Annotated in this window: 19 protein-coding genes and 1 pseudogene; 4 read left to right on the plus strand and 16 right to left on the minus strand. The window is 34.0% G+C overall.

Annotated elements, in window-relative coordinates; genetic code table 11:
• Window positions 1-183: 183 nt before the first annotated feature.
• The 10 genes and pseudogenes from purT to tsaE all read right to left on the minus strand — a co-directional run bounded on the left by purT (window position 184) and on the right by tsaE (window position 10,891).
• Window positions 184-1,365: a formate-dependent phosphoribosylglycinamide formyltransferase gene (gene purT, locus H3S74_RS08340; protein ID WP_198201472.1), complete on the minus strand. Its 1,182-nt coding sequence runs from the start codon at window positions 1,363-1,365 to the stop codon at window positions 184-186.
• Window positions 1,366-1,455: 90 nt separating this feature from the next.
• Window positions 1,456-2,754 (minus strand): adenylosuccinate synthase, encoded by a 1,299-nt coding sequence (locus H3S74_RS08345; protein WP_198247659.1) that lies wholly within the window; start codon window positions 2,752-2,754, stop codon window positions 1,456-1,458.
• A 19-nt stretch (window positions 2,755-2,773) separates the two neighbouring features.
• Window positions 2,774-3,736 (minus strand): protease modulator HflC, encoded by a 963-nt coding sequence (hflC, locus tag H3S74_RS08350; protein WP_110446881.1) that lies wholly within the window; start codon window positions 3,734-3,736, stop codon window positions 2,774-2,776.
• A 14-nt stretch (window positions 3,737-3,750) separates the two neighbouring features.
• On the minus strand, window positions 3,751-4,962 hold the full coding sequence (hflK, locus tag H3S74_RS08355; RefSeq protein ID WP_110446880.1) for an FtsH protease activity modulator HflK: 1,212 nt from the start codon (window positions 4,960-4,962) through the stop codon (window positions 3,751-3,753).
• 23 nt (window positions 4,963-4,985) lie between these two features.
• Window positions 4,986-6,281 carry a ribosome rescue GTPase HflX gene (gene hflX, locus H3S74_RS08360; RefSeq protein ID WP_110446879.1) on the minus strand — a complete coding sequence of 432 codons (1,296 nt, stop codon included), beginning with the start codon at window positions 6,279-6,281 and terminating at the stop codon, window positions 4,986-4,988.
• Between the two features lie 21 nt (window positions 6,282-6,302).
• Window positions 6,303-6,548, minus strand: coding sequence for an RNA chaperone Hfq (gene hfq, locus H3S74_RS08365; protein WP_065555596.1), 246 nt, complete (start codon window positions 6,546-6,548; stop codon window positions 6,303-6,305).
• Window positions 6,549-6,865: 317 nt separating this feature from the next.
• Window positions 6,866-7,777, minus strand: a complete 912-nt coding sequence (gene miaA, locus H3S74_RS08370; RefSeq protein WP_198222526.1) for a tRNA (adenosine(37)-N6)-dimethylallyltransferase MiaA — start codon at window positions 7,775-7,777, stop codon at window positions 6,866-6,868.
• Window positions 7,774-9,633, minus strand: coding sequence for a DNA mismatch repair endonuclease MutL (gene mutL / locus H3S74_RS08375; RefSeq protein ID WP_198247660.1), 1,860 nt, complete (start codon window positions 9,631-9,633; stop codon window positions 7,774-7,776). Before mutL ends, miaA begins: the two co-directional genes overlap by 4 nt.
• A 20-nt stretch (window positions 9,634-9,653) precedes the next feature.
• Window positions 9,654-10,358: pseudogene (locus H3S74_RS08380) on the minus strand (N-acetylmuramoyl-L-alanine amidase); the annotation flags it as partial.
• A 59-nt stretch (window positions 10,359-10,417) separates the two neighbouring features.
• Window positions 10,418-10,891, minus strand: a complete 474-nt coding sequence (gene tsaE, locus H3S74_RS08385) for a tRNA (adenosine(37)-N6)-threonylcarbamoyltransferase complex ATPase subunit type 1 TsaE (RefSeq protein ID WP_198201478.1) — start codon at window positions 10,889-10,891, stop codon at window positions 10,418-10,420.
• Between the two features lie 145 nt (window positions 10,892-11,036).
• Between tsaE and tusB the strand changes: the two genes are divergently transcribed.
• The 3 genes from tusB to H3S74_RS08400 all read left to right on the plus strand — a co-directional run bounded on the left by tusB (window position 11,037) and on the right by H3S74_RS08400 (window position 13,147).
• The gene (gene tusB / locus H3S74_RS08390) at window positions 11,037-11,318 is read left to right on the plus strand and encodes a sulfurtransferase complex subunit TusB (RefSeq protein WP_198222518.1); all 282 of its coding nucleotides are present in this window, start codon (window positions 11,037-11,039) and stop codon (window positions 11,316-11,318) included.
• A 154-nt stretch (window positions 11,319-11,472) separates the two neighbouring features.
• The gene (locus H3S74_RS08395; RefSeq protein ID WP_198247661.1) at window positions 11,473-12,036 is read left to right on the plus strand and encodes a Sua5/YciO/YrdC/YwlC family protein; all 564 of its coding nucleotides are present in this window, start codon (window positions 11,473-11,475) and stop codon (window positions 12,034-12,036) included.
• 4 nt (window positions 12,037-12,040) lie between these two features.
• Entirely contained in the window at window positions 12,041-13,147 is a 1,107-nt protein-coding gene (locus H3S74_RS08400; RefSeq protein ID WP_110446873.1) for an anhydro-N-acetylmuramic acid kinase, read from the plus strand.
• Between the two features lie 6 nt (window positions 13,148-13,153).
• Here H3S74_RS08400 and kdgR read toward each other — a convergent pair whose 3' ends face one another.
• From kdgR to H3S74_RS08420, 4 genes are all read right to left on the minus strand, one after another.
• Window positions 13,154-13,948, minus strand: coding sequence for a DNA-binding transcriptional regulator KdgR (gene kdgR / locus H3S74_RS08405; protein WP_110446872.1), 795 nt, complete (start codon window positions 13,946-13,948; stop codon window positions 13,154-13,156).
• 117 nt (window positions 13,949-14,065) lie between these two features.
• Window positions 14,066-14,386 carry a cupin domain-containing protein gene (locus H3S74_RS08410; protein WP_110446871.1) on the minus strand — a complete coding sequence of 107 codons (321 nt, stop codon included), beginning with the start codon at window positions 14,384-14,386 and terminating at the stop codon, window positions 14,066-14,068.
• A 95-nt stretch (window positions 14,387-14,481) separates the two neighbouring features.
• Window positions 14,482-15,276 carry a gluconate 5-dehydrogenase gene (locus tag H3S74_RS08415; RefSeq protein WP_110446884.1) on the minus strand — a complete coding sequence of 265 codons (795 nt, stop codon included), beginning with the start codon at window positions 15,274-15,276 and terminating at the stop codon, window positions 14,482-14,484.
• A gap of 49 nt (window positions 15,277-15,325) precedes the next feature.
• On the minus strand, window positions 15,326-16,498 hold the full coding sequence (locus H3S74_RS08420) for an oligogalacturonate lyase family protein (RefSeq protein ID WP_198222514.1): 1,173 nt from the start codon (window positions 16,496-16,498) through the stop codon (window positions 15,326-15,328).
• Between the two features lie 250 nt (window positions 16,499-16,748).
• On the opposite strand from H3S74_RS08420, the gene H3S74_RS08425 reads away from it, so the two are divergent.
• Window positions 16,749-17,384, plus strand: a complete 636-nt coding sequence (locus H3S74_RS08425) for an RpiB/LacA/LacB family sugar-phosphate isomerase (RefSeq protein ID WP_198247662.1) — start codon at window positions 16,749-16,751, stop codon at window positions 17,382-17,384.
• A 281-nt stretch (window positions 17,385-17,665) separates the two neighbouring features.
• Here the strand turns inward: H3S74_RS08425 and H3S74_RS08430 are convergent, their stop codons facing one another.
• Together H3S74_RS08430 and H3S74_RS08435 are read right to left on the minus strand one after the other, a co-directional pair.
• Window positions 17,666-19,909, minus strand: coding sequence for a hypothetical protein (locus H3S74_RS08430; protein WP_198247663.1), 2,244 nt, complete (start codon window positions 19,907-19,909; stop codon window positions 17,666-17,668).
• Between the two features lie 35 nt (window positions 19,910-19,944).
• A complete protein-coding gene (locus tag H3S74_RS08435) occupies window positions 19,945-21,111 on the minus strand; it encodes a polysaccharide lyase family 1 protein (protein WP_198247664.1) in 1,167 nt (388 codons plus the stop codon).

Genomic DNA, 21,111 nt, shown 5'->3' on the forward strand with positions numbered 1-21,111 from the left:
CAGATTGTCTGTTTCTTCTTTTTAAAGAGCTGACAGCTTTTTAATTTACTTCACAATTTCTTGTTTCAGTTTGCTGTCTCAAGGGTTGCGTATGTTACGCATTTCACTTGCCTACGTCAACCCCTATTTTACAAAATTTGCTTTTTTTTCTTCAACCGATTGCTTTTTAATCAAAAAGGCTATTTAAAAGGTTATTTTTAGCTGTTTAATAGCATTAACAGCTTTTTCAACCGCTTTCTCTACAGTTGGCGCTTTAGCTAATGCAACACCCATTCTTCTTATACCTTTTACTTCAGGTTTACCAAATAAACGTAGATCAGTGTCTGCTTCACTTAATACTTTATCTAAATTCGAGAATGTAACTGTGTCAGAATCACCATTTGCAATTAATACTGCTGATGCACTAGCACCATATTGTTCTATTAAAGGTATTGGTAACCCTAAAATTGCTCTAGCATGTAATGCAAACTCAGAAAGATTTTGCGATATTAATGTTACCATGCCGGTATCATGCGGTCGAGGAGATACTTCGCTAAACCAGACTTGATCACCTTTTACAAACAATTCAACGCCAAATAATCCATAACCACCTAAAGCTTCAGTTATTTTGGTAGCAATATCTTTCGCTAAAGATAATGCATTTGCCGACATCGGCTGAGGTTGCCATGATTCTCGATAATCACCATTTTCTTGTCGATGACCAATAGGCTGACAATATGAAACACCATTAATATGTCTAACGGTTAATAACGTTATTTCATAATCGAAGTCAACAAATCCTTCAATAATAACTTTACCACTTCCGGCACGACCGCCTTCTTGAGCATATTTCCATGAAGATTCAATATCAGCGTCACTTCTTAATAAAGATTGTCCTTTACCAGAAGAACTCATAACCGGTTTAACTAAGCAAGGAAAACCAATTTCTTTAACCGCAAGTTTATATTCACTTTCAGTTGCAGCAAAACGATATGGAGAGGTTGGTAATTTAAGTTCTTCAGCAGCAAGACGACGAATACCTTCACGATTCATCGTTAATTGCGTCGCTTTAGCAGTAGGGATTACAGTAAAACCTTCTTTTTCTAATTCTACTAAGGTGTCAGTAGCAATTGCTTCTATTTCAGGAACAATATAATCAGGCTTTTCTGCTTCAATTATTTTTCTTAACTCATTGCCATCTAGCATGTTGATAATATGATAACGATGGGCTACTTGCATAGCGGGGGCATTGGCATAACGATCAACTGCAATAACTTCGCAGCCAAAACGTTGTAATTCAATAACAACTTCTTTGGCTAATTCACCGGCACCACAAAGTAATACTTTGGTAGCACTTGATGAGAGTGGTGTCCCTATTTTTGCCATAGTATCCTCTTAGAGATTTAATGATTATACTTTATTAACAAGCAAAAAATAAAAAATCGGGATAATTACCCCGATTTTCTGTATGCAAAATTAGACTGAATATGGATCACGTAAGATCATGGTTTCACTTCGATCCGGTCCAGTTGATATAATGTCAATTGGTGTTTCAGTTAATTCTTCAATTCGCTTAATATAGGCTTTAGCTGCTGCCGGTAATGCGTCATAACTTTTGACACCAAAAGTTGACTCACTCCAACCAGGCATAGATTCATATACTGGTTTGACTAAACTCCAATCTTCAGCCGCCGCTGGTGCATTTTGGATAACATCACCATTCGGTAATTGATAACCAACACAGATTTTGACTTCTTTAAGTCCATCTAAAACATCTAGCTTAGTTAAACAAAAACCTGAGACAGAGTTAAGTTGCACTGCTTTACGTACCGCAACAGCATCAAGCCAACCGGTACGACGACGACGACCGGTGGTTGCACCAAATTCGTTACCTTGCTTACAGAGATATTCACCAACATCATCAAACAATTCTGTAGGAAAAGGGCCAGCTCCTACACGGGTAGAATAAGCTTTAACGATTCCTAATACATAACCAACATAACGCGGACCAAATCCTGATCCTGTTGCTACGCCACCAGCAGTAGTATTTGAAGAAGTCACATAAGGATAGGTACCATGATCAATATCGAGTAAAGTACCTTGCGCACCTTCAAACATAATTCTTTCGCCATTTTTGCGCGCATTTTCAAGTAGTGCTGGGATATCAGCAATCATTGCCACTAAAATATCAGCAATCGCTAATGTGTCATCAAGCACTTTCTGATAATCAACAGCTTCTGATTGATAGTAATTGACTAAATGGAAATTATGATATTCCATAACTTCTTTTAATTTTTCAGCAAATGCCTGACGGTCACGTAAATCACCAACACGCAATCCTCGACGAGCAACTTTATCTTCATATGCAGGGCCAATACCGCGACCAGTCGTACCAATCGCATTTTTACCTCGGGCTTTTTCTCGTGCTTGGTCTAATGCAATATGATAAGGCAAAATCAACGGACATGATTCTGAAATAAGTAGCCTTTCTTTCACCGGAATACCGTTATCTTCAAGCTCTTTCATCTCTTTCATAAGTGCATCAGGGCAGAGTACAACACCATTAGCAATAATACTTATGACATCATTACGTAAAATACCTGATGGTATTAAATGTAATACTGTTTTTTCACCATTAATAACTAAAGTATGACCGGCATTATGTCCGCCTTGATAACGTACTACATATTTGGCTTTTTCTGTGAGTAAATCAACAACTTTACCTTTGCCTTCATCACCCCATTGTGTACCTAGCACAACAACATTATTACTCATAGTTTATTTACTCATTGTATTATTTGTTAGACTTTAATTTCATGTATTGGAAAAATTCACTATCAGGGCTAATGACCATAACATCATTACCTGTAAAGCTTTGTTCATAAGCTTTTAAACTACGAATAAAGCTAAAAAACTCAATATCTTTACCAAAAGCGTCAGCATAAAGTTTAGCTGCATTAGCATCACCTTCACCGCGAATTGAGCGAGATTGACGTTCGGCTTCTGATATAATTTTGGTTTTTTCAAATGTAGCTTCAGCTCTTATTTCTTCAGCTTGTTTGATACCATCATAACGTTTGTCACGAGCAATAACTTCACGTTCAGCTCTCATGTTAGCATAAATCGATTCAGAGACTTCAGCAGGGAAGTTAATTTGTTTAATTCGAACGTCAATTACATCAACACCGAAAGCCCTTAAACTGGTTTTACTGTTTTCAGGATCTTTTTTCGCGTCAGTAACTAATTTATCAATCGGTAAATTTTCTTCACCATCTTGTGATGAACCATTTAACGAATCTTTAACTCGCGCCATTAATGAATTTCTTGATTTGGTATCGGCATTAGAATCATTAATGATATCTCGATTACTTAATTTACCAATCTCAGAACGTAAACGACCATTTAACCGAGCCAAAATTAAGTCGTTAACATCGTTACCACCAGCAATAGTTTCATAATAACGGTTAAAATCAACAATTTTCCATTGCACAAAATAGTCCACAATTAGTTCTTTCTTTTGTACATTAAAAAAACGTTGTTCATTATTATTATTTGAACTATTGGTAGTTTGGATTTTAGCATCAATCGTTTTAACGCTATCGATTAGAGGCATTTTAAAATGTAATCCAGGTTCAGATAAACCAATAATTTTATTAAAACGTAAAACGACACCACGAGTACCCTCTTCTATCACATAGATACTTGAAAAAAGTACGCCAATTAAAATTAAAACTATAGGAATCAATAATTTTCGCATATTCTTTTTTCTCCTTATCGACCCATAGTCCGTCTAGTGCGATTATTAGAATTATTATTAGTCGTTGAGCTATGATTTTGCACATCAATACTATTTTGTTGAGCACTTTCTGCATCCAAAGGATTTGGCAGATTAATATTATAATCACTGTCTGAATTTGCTGTGATTGATTCAGATGATTGCTCATTTTTATTTTTTAATAATTGTTCTAACGGTAGTACTAATAAATTACCACTCTTATCATTAACAATAACTTTCTGCGTTTTAGCTAATATTTTTTCCATCGTTTCAATATATAAACGATCTTTAGTAATTTCGGGCGCAGCTTTATATTGTGGTAATAATTTTTCAAACCGAGCAACATCACCAATTGCTTCTAATTCTACTTTTACTTTATAAGCATTTGCATCGGCCAAAATGGTCGCCGAACGACCTTCTGCTTGCTGAACTAATTGAACTTTATCAGCTTTAGCTTGTTTTATTTCGCGTTCACTATCATTCTGAGCTCTAATTGCATCTGCATAAGCATCTTGCACTTCTACAGGTGGACGAGCAACTTGGAAGTTAAGATCGACAATAGTAATCCCCATATCATAATGAGAAATAACATTAATTAATTCATCTTTAGTACTATCTTCTAAATCTGAACGACCATCTGAAATGATAGCATCAATGTTAGAACTACCTACTGAAGTCCTAAGTGCACTATCCGCAGCTTGACGTAAACTATCTTCAACATTAGTCACATTAAATAAGTATTTAACTGGATCACTAATACGATATTGTACGTTCATTTCAACAAAGACTAAGTTTTCACCTTTTTCACTTGTTGTAATGATATCGCCATGCACATTGAAGTTATAAGTACCTTGCGTATCGACTTTATAAACTTTATCAATAAATGATGGATTCCAATTCAAACCAGGTTGAATAATTTCAGGTTGAACTTGCCCAAAACGAGTTATCACACCTCGTTGATTTTGTTTGATAGTATAAAAACCACTTACCGCCCAAATTAGGATAAGAACAACTATCACTGCCAAAATAATTTTCGAACTATTCATTGATAGCTTAATATCAGAAGGTCCTCGATTATTACCTGAACTCCCTTTTTTAAAGAGATCTTTGAGTTGGTTAAATATCCCTCCAGTTGAATTGGAAGGTTTCTTATTATTTCCCCATGGGTCGTTATCTTGTCCGTTATTGCCGGGCTGATTCCACGCCATATTTTATATGCTCCATTTAACAATTAGTTGTTATTTTGCGTATTGATTAAGTATAACAGATCTGGCTCTTGTTTACAGAGGCGATTCCATTCAATTAAAGGCATTCTTATATTTAGCAGAAAACTACCGTCATCATTGATGACTTCATGTTCTACCGCATTTAATTTATATAAACGGCTTCTAAGTTTTGCTAGATGGATAGGCAAGTTTAATTGACAAACTTGAATCTTACCGGCAAGCCTTTCTTTTAATGCAGTAAATAAGAGATCTAATCCTAAACTATTTTGTGCTGAAATCCAAACTCGAATTGGCACGCCATTTTCATCACGATCAATACTTGGTTGCTTACCTTCCATTAAATCAATTTTATTCATTACCAACAAAGTAGGAATATCATGGGCATCAATTTCAAGTAAAACTTCATCAACAGCTTGAATGTTATCTAATAAATTAGGATCAGCAGCATCAACGACATGTAATAGCAGTGATGCTTCTTGTGTTTCAAGTAAAGTCGCTTTAAAAGCAGCAACCAGATCATGGGGTAAATGACGAATAAATCCAACCGTATCAGCTAAAACTACTTCGCCAACATCATCAACTATAATGCGTCTTAAGGTTGGATCCAGCGTAGCAAATAATTGATCGGCAGCATAAACATCAGCGTTAGTTAGTGCATTAAATAGTGTCGATTTGCCAGCATTGGTATAACCAACTAGTGATACTGTTGATAAATCTGCTTTTTGTCTAGATTGACGATTTTGATTGCGTTGTTTTTCAACTTTCGCAAGTCTTGATAAGATTAACTGAATACGATGACGAATTAATCGTCTATCGGTTTCTAGCTGAGTTTCCCCAGGACCTCGTAAGCCTATACCACCTTTTTGACGTTCTAAGTGAGTCCAACCTCGAACTAAACGTGTTGACAGATATTGTAATTGCGCTAATTCAACTTGCAACTTACCTTCATGGGTTCGAGCTCGTTGGGCAAAAATATCCAGAATCAATCCTGTTCTATCCACTACACGACATTCACATAGTTGTTCTAAGTTTCGTTCTTGAGTTGGGGTTAAGGTATGATTGACTAGAATAACTGAAGCATTCAGCTCTTTTACTTTATCGGCGATTTCTAACGCTTTTCCTTCACCAATAAAATATTTAGCTTGCGGAGACTTTCTTGAGGTTGTCACAATATCGAGAATTTCAATTTGAGCTGAAGAAACTAACACTTCAAACTCTTTTAAATCCTCGATATCGCTTTCTTGAGGGAAGAATACATGGACTAATAAAGCGGACTCGCCGCCTTTATATCGCTCAAACAATCACATTCTCCACTCAAATAATTAGCTTTCGCTTTCCTCTTCAGGTTGAGACACCAAACCAGAAATAGGTCTTGAAGGAACAACTGTAGAGATTGCGTGTTTGTATACCATTTGACTAACAGTATTTTTTAATAAAATAACAAACTGATCAAATGATTCAATTTGTCCTTGTAATTTAATACCGTTAACAAGATAAATTGATACTGGAATATGCTCGCGACGAAGCAAATTCAAATAAGGATCTTGTAATGACTGCCCTTTTGACATGAGTTTATCCTTTAAGATGAAATAAAAATATAAAGATAAAGATAAAATAAATTTACAATCAAAATGATGATCTATCCGATTGCAACATAACATACTTATGTAGTAAGTATCAAAATAACATAAAAAACCCAGCTCTTAAACTAATCAACTGCAATTTATGCACAAATAACTAAAAATTTAATAAATTAACGAAATTTATACAAAAAAATACGCATGATAGATATCATAAATTTAGAAAGGCTTTCGAAATGAAAAATTTCTGTTTAGTATTATAATCAATAGAAAAAACACTAATACCTATCGCTGCAATTTATAATTTAAAAAATATGCTTAAAAACGGTATCTTTGTTATCTTGATTTAACCATGTTATCGGTTGTTTCCAACCTCTAAGCCAAGTAATTTGCCGTTTCGCTAATTGACGAGTAGCACAAATACCCTTGAATACCATCTCATCATAACTGATATCACCATTAAGATATTCCCACATTTGACGATAGCCAACACAACGGATAGAAGGTAGATTGGTATGCAGATCAGATCGCAACATAAGTGTTTTTACTTCATCTTCAAAGCCTTGATCTAGCATTTGTAAAAAACGCTGCTCAATACGTTGGTGCAACTCAGCTCTATCTTCCGGCATAATAGCTAGCTGCATGATGTCATAAGGTAATGCTTCGCCACTTTCTTGAGTAAGCTCGGTTAAACTTTTACCAGAAATGAGATAAACCTCTAATGCGCGATTAAGCCGTTGCGGATCATTCGGATGAATTCGCTGAGCTGACACAGGATCAACCTTCTTTAACTCCTCATGAATCGCTTGCCAACCTAATTTATTGGCTTTTTCTTCAATTTGCTGCCGTATATCACTATCCGCAGCAGGAAGAGGTGAAAGTCCTTCAATTAAAGCTTTAAAATACAGCATCGTTCCGCCAACTAGTAATGGTGTTCGACCATTACTTAACGATTTTTCAATTTCTTCAATCGCATCATGCCGAAAATTAGCTGCCGAGTAACTTTCAGCAGGATCACAGATATCAATCAGTTTATGTGGATATTCTTGCTGCTCTTGTTTAGTGGGTTTCGCACTGCCGATATCCATACCCCGATAAATAAGTGCCGAATCAACACTAATAATATCAATCGGATACTTGTTATAAAGTTCCATGGCAAAAGCCGTCTTGCCGGATGCAGTAGGCCCCATTAATGAAATAATTTTTGCTTTATTCATGATAAAATTGATTGTGATAAAGATTGAAGATCAATCGGATATAAAAATGTATCTTGCTGTAATAAATTAATATCTATCTGTTCTAGTTGTGCTAATAACTGAATAACTTTCGTTACGCTCCAACTCTCCGCATAATTATCACTACTATTTTCTGCCAACCACATCGCAATTTGCGTAGGATCGATAACAGCCGATTGATCAGATAAAAGAAAAGCAATTAAACTTGGTAATAATTGTTGCCAATTAGTAGTTCGTAACATTTTCGGCACATTATGCAAATGTAATTTAGCTTTATCAATATAAAAATCAAATCCTAAAAAAATTAATTGCGGACGATAATCACTTAATACCTGTTGTTCTTTTTGATTGACCAAAATTGTTAGTGGAATCAGTAATTTTTCTGACTCTTGAGTTAATAATTTTATTGCTTTTACTTTTTGCTGAGCAATATTTAACTTCATAAGCATAAATGTTTGCTGACTATCTTGTAATTTTTCAAGTAAAGCAATATCAGGTTGAATAACGGTTAATACTCGACCAAACTGTACTAATGAAGAACTATCAAGCTGCTGTTGCAGTGATTGTAATGGTACATTTCGTTTAGGAAACAGCGTCTCAATAACCGCTTGTTGCGGTGCAGTTATTGAACCATTATCACCGGCTAATGGCAATTGATTAGACTGCGTCTTTTCAATTTCAAAGCTTGCTTTAGTATCGATTAACTGACCATAAATTACATTTTCTTTAACATGATTAATCGGTTTTTTGGGTAATATGTTAGTCGCAGAATAGCCTTTAGGCTCCGTAGCTATTTTTTGATTAAAAATATTTTCACCAGCAGCTTGTCGATTTGGTGTTATTACCACTTTTTCATCATCGGTAAGCTGTTGGTTTGATTCGAGAGCCATAACAATAGCTTGATAAACAAAATCATGTACTAATCTTGCTTCATGAAAACGCACTTCGTGTTTAGCTGGATGAACATTAACATCAACCTGTTTGGGATCGATTTGTAGAAAAACCACATAACTTTGTTGTTCATTAGTTCGACTAATATAAGCTTGGCGCAGCGCATGATTAATTAATTTATCTTTTATTACTCGACCATTAACATAAAAATATTGCAGATCACTAATTTCATTACTTGCTACCCACCCTTGAATTAATAAATCATCATGTTGCCAATCTAATTTTACTGCTTTTTGTACAAATGTACGTCCACAAACTAATTCAACGCGTTTTTCAAGTGCAGATGCTCGATACTGTTTAATTAGTTTTCCATTATGTTGCAGATTGAAAGTGACATCAGGCCGAGCCAGAGCTATACGCCTAACAAATTCTTCAATATGCATAAATTCAGTTTTTTCGGTCTTTAGAAAACGACGCCGAGCAGGGGTGTTATAAAATAAATCCAGAACTTCAACCGAAGTACCAACAGGATGTGCCGCAGGTTTAATGGTTGGTTTCATATCTCGACCTTCAGCATAAACTTGCCATGCCTCAGATTGATCGGCAGTACGTGACGTTAAAGTTAACCTAGCAACAGAACTAATACTGGCTAGCGCTTCACCACGAAAACCTAGGCTCATTATGGTATCTAAATCATCCAACGAGCTAATTTTACTAGTCGCATGGCGTGCTAAAGCTAATGCTAATTCGCTTTTAGCAATACCACCACCATTATCACGGATGCGAATTAATTTACTACCGCCTTGTTCAATATCGATATCAATTTGTGTACTACCTGCATCAAGGCTGTTTTCAACTAACTCTTTAATTACCGATACAGGTCGTTCTACCACTTCACCAGCAGCAATTTGATTCGCTAGTTGAGGTGATAGAATTTGAATTGCCATTAATGCTGTTCTCCAAAATTAGGATTTTTTTTGACATAATTTTTTATGCCTTGATAAATCAGTTTAGCGATCTTGTCTTGATGAGCATTACTAGCCAACAAACTTTCTTCAGCTTGATTAGTAATAAATCCAACCTCAATCAATATTGAAGGGATATCAGGTGAACGTAATACGCCTAAACTAGCATGTTCAGGTACACCTTTATGCAATTTAATAACACCTTTCATCTCTTTTAAAACCTGAGTAGCAAGTTCATAACCAACACGCTGCGAATAAGAGAATTGTAAATCGAGTACTGCTTGGCTTAAATTTTGGTCGTGATCATCACTTAATGCATCACCAGCGCCACCTAATAACTGTGACTGTTTTTCATCTTGTTCCAACCAACGACCCAATTCAGTATCAGCTCGTTTGGTAGATAATACCCAAATTGATGCACCAGAAGCATTACGATTCGGTGCGGCATCAGCATGGATAGAAATTAGCAAGTTCGCTTTATTTTTACGCGCAATATCAGAACGCTGAGGGACTGAAATAAAATTGTCGGTATTACGGGTTAATACCCCTTTAAAATTAGGATCTTTATTTAATAAATTAGTTAATTTTTTCGCTATCGATAAAGTTACATTTTTTTCATATAACTTATTCTTACCAACAGCACCAGAATCCTTACCACCATGCCCAGCATCGACGGCAATAACAACTTTTGCAGCATAAGCTGAACTACATAGTAGTAATAATATAAAAAAAGTTAATATTTTCTTCATTGTTTTTTCACTAATTTTTATAGTAATGGGTTGATAATAGCTCGACCTTTTTCACTATTAGCTTGCACACAAACCGTACGTTCAAGCGCTAAATATGCCAAATGAATTTCAATATCGGCAGCAGGTAACATACCTCTTGCCTGCATAGGCCATTCAATTAAACAAATAGATCTTGAGGAAAAATATTCGCGAATGCCCATAAACTCTAACTCTTCTGGATCACCAAGGCGATATAAGTCAAAATGATAAACTGAAAATGTATCAAATTGATAAGGTTCAACTAATGTATAAGTTGGACTTTTAACATTACCTTGATGACCCAATTGTTGCAAAAAACCACGACTAAAAGTGGTTTTACCAGCGCCAAGATCACCAATCAGATAAATGACAATTGTACTATCATGATTAGATAAATAATTTAAACACTGTTTTGCCAACTGTTTACCAAACAATATTGTCTCTTGCTCGTTAGCTAAAATAATGGGTTTCATAACGAATTCTTTGCTCAATAAATAGCCCTTATTATATACTAATAACCATTAAAGATGTACCAACTAAGATTAAGTTGAATTTTTACCAAAAAAATTTTGAGGAACGGGGTTTTTTGAGGGTAAATTTAACGCTAAAAGAGGAAAAATGTTACATACCATTGCAACACCGAACCAATCAACAATCGATACAACGTTAATTTCAGCGCAAGATGCCGTACTATTTTGGCAAAATGGTGTAATTATGTGTTGTCAAGATAACTCTACATTAAATGCTATTTTGCAAAACACCCATCATTGTTATGTACTTGATAACGACATTAATGCTCGAGGCTTAGGCGACTTAATCGATTCACGAGTTAAAATTATCAACCTGCAACAGGTTATTGATTTAACAGTTAACTATTTTCCGCAAATGAATTGGGAATAATTTTGCTATTTTCGATAAATGCTAATTTATCTATCACAGCAAATAAGCGATATTCATTGTAATAACATTATTAATTCTTTTGTTGCCAATTTGCAAATAGTCTTACCTCAGTTTAATATAAATTTTAATGATATTGGGTAAACATAAAAATTTGATGGCAAACTTATTAACTCTACTAGAAATTAATCAACTGTTACAAAAAGGTGAAGTTGTTGCTTATCCAACTGAAGCCGTTTTTGGTTTAGGTTGTGATCCTGACAGTGAATCAGCTGTGTATAAACTGTTAAATCTAAAACAACGTTCAGTTGATAAAGGATTGATTTTAATTGCCAGTCATTATCAACAACTGATCCCTTATATTGATCAATCGGCAGTAACGAAAGAACAAATACAAATGGCGTTTAACAGTTGGCCGGGACCAAATACTTGGATTTTTCCCAAGAATCCTAACACTCCTGATTTTTTAAGTGGAAAATATCAGTCCATTGCTGTTCGTGTTACCGATCATCCTTTAGTTTGTAAATTGTGTGATTTATTTGCTAAGCCATTAGTTTCAACCAGTGCCAATCTTTCTGGCCATCCAGCTTGTAAAACAGCGTTAGAAGTGGCGAACCAATTCGGTAATAATTTCCCCATTTTAGCTGGTCAAACAGGCAATCGTTCACAACCATCAATCATTCGCGATGTGCAAACTGGCACTATCATTCGGCAGGGGTAATATTATGCAAAATTTATATATTGGTGTCATGTCGGGTACCAGTATGGATGGAGTAGATATCGCATTAGTTGATATCAGCAATGGAAAAATTACCGCTATTGCTAGTGATTGCTATCCAATGCCAAACGAAATTAAAACTCGATTATTAACGCTTTGTAATAGTAAACAAACAACATTACAAGATTTAGGCGAACTTGATCATCAACTTGGCATAATTTACGCTAAAAGTATTAATCAATTTTTAAAACAAAATAATATTGATAACAAACAAGTTAAAGCGATTGGCTGTCATGGACAGACTATTTATCATTCGCCGAATGGTGATAATCCATTTACCATGCAAATAGGTGATGCCAATATCATCGCCGCCCAAACAGGTATTACGACTATTGCCGATTTTCGTCGTAAAGATATGGCTTATGGAGGTCAAGGTGCGCCATTAGTTCCTGCTTTTCATAAAGCAATATTTTTAAACTCGGCAATTAACTGTGTAGTCTTAAATATTGGCGGTATCAGTAATATTTCTGTGTTAATACCTGACCAACCAGTAATTGGCTACGATACCGGCCCTGGTAATGTATTACTTGATGGCTGGATAAATAAAAGCCTCGGAACAAGCTATGATAAAGATGGTTTATGGGCAAAATCAGGTAAAGTAAATCAAAACTTATTAAGTGCGTTATGTAATGAAGATTATTTCCAATTACCAGCGCCAAAAAGTACTGGCAGAGAATTATTTAATTTAGCTTGGCTGATGCAAAAATTAACTGACTTTGCTTTAAATGGCCAAGATATTCAAGCGACATTGGTTGAATTTACCGCCATTACAATTGCCAATGAAATTGATAAATTACCGATAAAAAATAACTTGCCATGCCAGTTATTAGTCTGTGGTGGTGGCGCCAAAAATCCACTTATTATGCAACAATTATCAGCATTACTACCGAAATGGCAAGTTTCTGCTACAGATAAAAAAGGAGTAAACAGTGATGATATGGAAGCGATCGCTTTTGCTTGGCTTGCTTATTGTAGAATGAATAATATTCCTTCTAATATTCCAGAAGTTACTGGAGCAAGCCAATCTGTATGTTTAGGGGTTATTTATCAATAACCACCTTTAGTCCGTTGATTTTGATTGCTTAACATAACCAATTAATTCAGATATTTTAGCTGCACATTGGCTAATTTCACTGACTAAATTAGCTTCATCTTCAGCTGTACTACATCTAAAGATAGAAGTTGATAAACTTAAAGCAGCAATAATATTACCTAAACGATTGTAAATTGGTACAGCAAAGCAACGTAAACCTAGTTCAGACTCTTCATCATCTTTACCATAACCAACACGTTTTACTTCATCAAGTTCAGCTAAAAATGCGTCTTTATTAGTAATGGTGTTAGCTGTATATTGAACAAAATCGATGTTGTTTATTAAGCTTTTTTTGCTTTCATCATCTAACCATGCCAATAAAACTTTACCTAGACCGCTAGCATGAACCGTCGCTTGATTACCTATTTTAGATGTCAAACAAAGACTATATTGTTCTGATGCCACTTTATTAATATAGATAATTTGATCACCTTCACGAACAGCTAAATGGATTGTTTCTTTCGTTTTGTCCCTTAGCTTTCTCATTTCTAAATCAGCAATAGCCAAAAAGTTTTGGTGATAAAGCACTCGATTACCTAAATCAAGTAATTTTAAATTAAGAGAATATTTATCTGAATCTTCTTCTTGATTAACATAACCTAATGATTTCATGGTTTGTAAAAAGCGATAAGCAGTGCTTTTTGGCATCATTACTTTTTGCGATAATTCCGAAATAGCAATGTCTTTAGATTCAGATAAAGCTTCTAAAATTCCGAAAACTTTTAAAACCGAAGCAACCGATTCTGGTGAGCTATCATTCATGATTAGCACATCTCCTTACTAAAAAATAGTCATTATTCTATTATTTAATGATCAATTAGAACAACACAAAATTATCGAAAGTATATCATAATTAATAATGACTAGTTACTAGCTATTTTATAAAAAGTCCAATCTCTGCGGAGTAAACATATCAAGTAGCACACCAGCTTGTTTACAAATACAACCATGTTCAATATTTGGTTTTTTATACAAAGTATCACCAGCACGAACAATTTTGGTCTCAGTGCCAATAGTAAATTCAAATTCACCCGATAAAACATAAGTTAATTGTTCATGTGGGTGATGATGCATGGCTCCAATAGCGCCAGTTTCAAAATGAACTTCAACAGCCATCATATTACCATCATGAGCTAAAACTTTACGTTTAACACCATTTCCTAAATCAATTAATTCAATATCTGAATTAAAACAAAACATCGCATTACTCCTAAATTTATAAAATAAACAGAGATAATAAAAACTTCCCTTTAATTTATTATCTCTTAAATCAATTAATTTTCAATGTTATGGCATTAAGGTTGTTTACCAATATAGGCTAAGATACCACCATCAACATAAAGAATATGACCATTTACAAAGTTTGAAGCTTCCGATGCTAAAAATACTGCTGCACCCGCTAAATCATCTGGAGTTCCCCAGCGTCCAGCTGGTGTTTTAGCAATAATAAACTGATCAAAAGGATGACGAGAACCATCAGCCTGTTTTTCGCGTAATGGTGCCGTTTGTGGAGTTGCAATATAACCAGGACCAATACCATTACATTGAATATTGGCATGACCAAATTCAGAACAAATATTTTTAGTTAACATTTTTAAGCCGCCCTTAGCTGATGCATAACCAACAACGGTTTCACGGCCAAGCTCACTCATCATTGAGCAGATGTTAATAATTTTACCACTGCCTTTTTTGATCATGGAAGGAAGCACTGCTTTTGCCATAATGAATTGACCTGTAAGATCAATATCGATAATTTTTCGATAATCGGCAGCACTTGTTTCAAGCATTGATTTGCGTTGAATAATGCCGGCATTATTCACTAAAATATCAATCACACCATGTTCTTTTTCAATTTGCGCAATTGATTTTTCAACCGCAGCTTCATCGGTTATATCAAATAAATAGCCATGTGCATCAATGCCTGCTTCTTTATAAGCTTCAAGACCTTTTTGTAAATTTTCAGGTACCACATCATTAAATACGATTTTCGCTCCGGCACCAGCTAATGATTTTGCTATTTCAAAACCGATACCATAAGAAGCGCCGGTAACCAGCGCTATTTTATTATTGAGTGAAAATTTATTTAAAATCGACATAATCATATTCTCCGTTATAGTTGTGACAGACAAAATCGCTCTATCACATTTCTTCTAATATGTTAGCTGGCACTTTGGTTAAATAAAGTGCAGGTTTATCTTGTGCATCACAAGAATATAAAACGTATTTATTATCAGGTGAAAACGATGGATGAGGGTGAGTAACTTGACGGTCACCATCTAAAACTCGCCATGTACTATTATGTTTAACGAGTTTATGTGCTGTTTTGGTTTTAGGCGCTAAAATATAAAGCCATGGATCATTTTCAATTTTATAACCACTAGTATCAATAACATCAACAGGGCTTCCTGTTCCATCACCGATATAAAGCGTGCCATCAAAATTGCTCATTAAATGTGAACAGGCAGGCATTTCCATAATCTCTTTATCTTCATTGGTTACTGGGTTATAAAGACGAATATAGCGCTCTTGTTGTCCTTTCATATAAGATACATAAGCTAATCCTGAACCATCTGGTACCCAAAACTCATGCGTACAACTTTCACCAGGTAAATTATCATGAGCTTTTCGTTCATTTTTACCATCACGATCAACTAACCAAATTCGTGCATCAACTAAATCATGCGGCCCTTCATGACAAAATGCGATAGTTTTATCATCAAAAGGTCTAAAGATTGGATGGCCCAACCATACATTTTGATCAATAACCGTTTTAGCAACACCAGTTTCAATATCAATTTTGATTAAACGGCAGTGTGGGTTTTTATCGTAAAACGCTTTAAATATTGTCCAGTCAGTGAGTGGTGTCCAATCTTTTTTATCAATTTCAATGCCAACAATTTCATTACAATCGCTATTAGCAACCCATGTACCATAACCAACCCATTCATCGGGTACTGTATAAACATTTTTTTCTTCTAAAGTTTCAAGATTGACTTGTTGTAAGTTACGTTCATTTTTGACATAGTATAAAAATTTATCATCTGGTGATAAAAAACCACCAAAGGTATTATCGCCAGGTCCTTCAGTAAGTTGTTTTGCTGTTTGATTTTCAATATCAAGCAAATAGTAGTTGCGATTAGAGTCAAATTCACCGGCAAAGAGTAACTTTTGACCATCATTGGTAAAGCATTTTTGATAAAAATAGTTACGATGGCATAAAACACCTTCTGGCGTTAACCGGATAATTTCATTTTTTGAATCTTCATCAGTAAATGATGAATATGATAGCTTTACGATATTTCCCTTAGCCATATAAACTCCCTGAATATAAGTATAATAAAAAGTTCAAAATATTATGATTTGTTAAATATAGTAATATAAAAACTATGATGGTTTTGTGACTTTCATCACATTGCAATAAATTTATTAAAACATCGTTTTATTTTAGTTAAAAAAATTGATATATTTTTTTGCGAGCTTATAATTAAAGCGTAAGTACTAATAACAAATGACAAAATTGTTAGGTGGTTTGTTATTATTTCAATGAAAATAGAGGGAAATCATGAAAATAGCACTAATGAACGAGTTTAGCCAAGCAGCTAAAAATCCAATTATTTTAAATGAATTAAAAAATGCAACTGAGAAATATGGACATACTGTTTTTAATGTTGGCATGGATGGCGACAATGATAAAAAATTAACTTATGTTCATTTAGGTATAATTAGCGCTATTTTATTAAACAGTAAAGCAGTTGATTTTGTTATCACCGGATGTGGCACAGGCCAAGGCGCATTAATGGCATTAAATGCATTTCCTGGTGTTAATTGTGGTTATTGTATCGAACCTACTGATGCTTATTTATTTGCACAAGTGAATAATGGTAATGCATTATCACTTGCTTTTGCTAAAGGCTTTGGTTGGGGTGCAGAACTTAATGCTCGTTATATTTTTGAAAAAGCATTTGATGGCGAAAAAGGTTTAGGTTATCCACCTGAACGCCGTGAATCTCAAAATGCTAATGCGGTAATTTTAAATGATATGAAAAATGCTGCAGGAAAAAGTTTAATCGAAGCATTGAAATCAATTGATCAATCATTACTTAAAGATGCAATCAAAGGCGAACGTTTCCAAAAATGTTTATTTGAAAACAGCCAAGATCCTGAAATAACAACTTATATCAAAAGCCTATTAGCTTAATTGATATTAATTATTTACTACATCCTATAATGTCAGTGTCATTTCAACTCAATTGATGAAATGACACTTTTTTATTTCTACATTTCTTCATAACAATTAAATTAATATTTAAGCTAAGATTAGCAATAAACTTAAATATCCTTATTAATAATAGCTTATTGAACAAGATTAAAAACTAACTGACGAATAGAAATAAGTAAAATTGAATTGATAATAAAAAGAATAAAAACGCTAAATCTGATTATTAGACTTAGCGTTCTTATAGATTGATAACTCTTTAATTATTTAGCTTTATTCTTTTCAATTAAGATTTTTAACTCTTTTGGTAAAACTATATTACCATTTTGATCACGAGTTATTTTAAAATCAACATTGTCTTTCCATAATTCACTGCTGGTCACAGATTTAAAATCTTTACTTTTAATCTGTGGTCCAAATGAGTCTTTTATTGCGGCTTGCCAACTATCACGAATAGAGTAATTATGTTCAAACGTGACCTCTGGTTTAAGAAATTCATAAGGGTTAGCTCGTAGAATATAATTATATCTGGCACTGTTAATTGAAATATTATTGTTCATAATATAAGAACCAGTATTAAAATTATCAGTAAACCCATCCATATTGTTATTTAACGAAATTGAATTAATAATTTTATGATTTACTGGCTGGCCTTCAGCACCTAATTTAAAGCCGTTACCAATACTACCTTTAGCAATATTTGGCTTTGAGAAAGGAAACCCATTCGAATAAGTAACAGAACTATCAATTAATACCGGATCATTTGGACCATCTTCAATTTTATTATAAAGATCAAATCCATCATCGGTATTATTATGAGCAATACATCCTCTAAAGACATTACCTTTACCTACACCTAACTTAGCGGCAAATCCATCTGCATTTTTTCCTGATTTATCCATATTATTATAAGAATCAGAATTAATGATTAAGTTATAGGATGGCCAATAAATTCTGTTTTGATTTTTAGTTTTTGCTGATATTGCTAGTCCAGTATCACTATTATTACGAGTAATCACTTGATCAATCACATTATGACTACCTGAAATTCTTAAATAAGCGGGCTTATTATCTTTATTATCAATATTTCCATCAAAGATAACATGTTTAATAGACCAATAATGACTATCCAAATTAAAGGTACTATTGATAAAAATTGCTTTATGCTTATTAATGGCTTGTATCGTTTTTAATTTATCAGGTAATCCACTTAATTGAGCAGGAAGTGTAACACCATTATAATAGCCATCCATTAAATAAATAACACCACCCGGCTCAACACTATTAATTGCGGTTATAAAATCAACAGGGGATTGATTAGTACCTTTATTATCCTTTTTACCTTCTGGTGAAACGACAATATTAGATAAATTTTCAATCGATGATTTATTTAGATTAACGGTAAACGTTTGGGTATTAGTTTTTGCCTTATCTTTAAACTCAACAGTAAAAGTATTACTTCCATCTTTTAATTGAGTTGAAAACTGTAATAATTTACCTACTTCCGCCTTCAATGTTTTATTAATTTCCTTAACTAAAACAGTACCTGAAGTATTTGGGAAAAATTGTAATGTATAATTTTTACTATAAGCATCTTGTGGTGATGATAAAATTAACGTTGGCTTAATATCAATAACTACTACTGGTTTAGTAGGTAATTTATCATAATTAACTTTTTCATCATGGAGAGTTAATATAGAATTTTTAAATTCAACTTTTGCATTTCTAGAAGCAAAAAAACCAACATAAATATTTTTGCTATCTTGTTGATTTAAAAAACCGGCATAATCATTGGTTGTCCACTGTTTCTCTTCACCTGTTGCATTATTTTTCATCGATAAAATAAATTGATTGGCTGTTCTTGTCATTGTCAAATGCATACTTTTAACATCTACATAATTAACATTTTCAACATAACCAACTTTTTCTATTGAAATGCCTTCATTACCCCATGCCTTGTTAACCCCATCACGTACTAAGCCAGTTACTTTTACTAAATTATCATTTTTCTGATTTTGAGTAATTAACGCATTCATAATAACGTTGGAAGCATTTGGAAATTCTTCATAACCAGCTGGCTGAGGTTCACTTCTAGCAACACCTATAGTATCGCGAGCAAATAAACCAACAGCTTCTTGAGCTGCAGGTGTTTTACCGTCGACTTCCGGCCCTATTTGTTCCAAAGTAACATCACTTTCTAAAGTAAAAGTCTGATTTACCGGTAATTGGGTATAAAACACCACCATTCCATCATGAGAGTTAGCGATTTTACCTCCACGACTTTCTAGGTAAAAATCTGATGGTAATTGATAAGGTTGATTTGGAACTAAATAATCTTTTTGACCAGCAATCCAAGCATTATTGGTCCCTACTTTCTCCGGCTTAATCAGTGAAGCAAAATTTAAATCTGTTGATTGACCAAAAGCTATCGCTTTCCATTCTTGTGCTGAAGCAGCATTAACATAAAGCGTAGACAAACAAAGTATTGAAGTTAATATTTTTTTCATTATGGATCCTAACATATTTGTTTAATTCAATAATTTTAAAGATTTCCAGCACCGACTAGTCGGCTATAATTTTTGCTAAACTGCTTAATATCATCCATGCTGTATTGATAAGGTACTGACCAATTCAAATGCTCATCAAAACCACAAGAGGATAATTTCAATTTAGATTGATTAAATAGAGAGTTGTTATCTTGTAGACTAGATCCTTTAAATTGTTTTACCACTTTGCAGTTATCTTTCAGACCATCAATCATAAATAGGTTATTTTCTGAAAGAACACTACCTTTATAGCCTAAGCCAATAGAATATTGATATGGATATACTGTTTTAGATTTATTAACTGACCCTTTAAAAAGGTTGTTATAGAGGTGGATTTTACCAAATCTTACACGCGGAGCCCGTTGAGTAATATCACTAAAAACATTATGATGAAGCGTGATATTCAACTTACCTTCATCTTGCTCAGCATTTTTATCACTATGACCAATTAACATAGTTTTATCATGGTTTTCAAATAAACAATAAGAGATAGTAATAAAATCACTACCACGCTTAATGTCTAACAAACCATCATGTTGTACATATTTCCAGCCATCTTTTTCATGGTACATATCATCGGTAAAATTACCATCAGTTAAAGTAACATGATCAACCCAAACATAAGTAGAGGAAATAATATTTATACCATCCCATTCAGCATTCCAACCATCACCATCCTCAAATTTAGGTTCAACATCTATCGGGGCTTCAATTTTTAAATTTCGAATAATGACATTATTTACTTTCGATAACATAATTGAGCCATTGATAAAACCTGCGTTATCACCAACACCAATTAACGTTGTGTTACTAGGAATTTTGATCAAGGAGCGAGCTTTCTGGTCATCAAAATTTTTATAAGGTTTATTTTCACTAATATCAATTATCCCTGATATTTGAATAATCCGCGGTTGATCTTTATTGATCGCAATGGCATCTAAAAGATCCTTCTTATTGTTAACCAAAAAGATCATGTTTTTTTTAGCTTTAGATCCCCCCGTTGTACCACTATTATTAGCTATATCAACTCCAGCAAAACCATTTTGTGGAGCAACATCCAGAGCCTGTGAAACTTTCACCGGAGCAGGCGATAAAGCATGACAAGTTAAACTATATGAGTTAATAGTCAGTGGAATTAACATTGCGATTAGTAATTTTTTCAT

The sequence above is a fragment of the Gilliamella sp. W8126 genome (assembly GCF_016102185.1).
In the GTDB taxonomy this organism is placed as follows: domain Bacteria; phylum Pseudomonadota; class Gammaproteobacteria; order Enterobacterales; family Orbaceae; genus Gilliamella; species Gilliamella apis_A.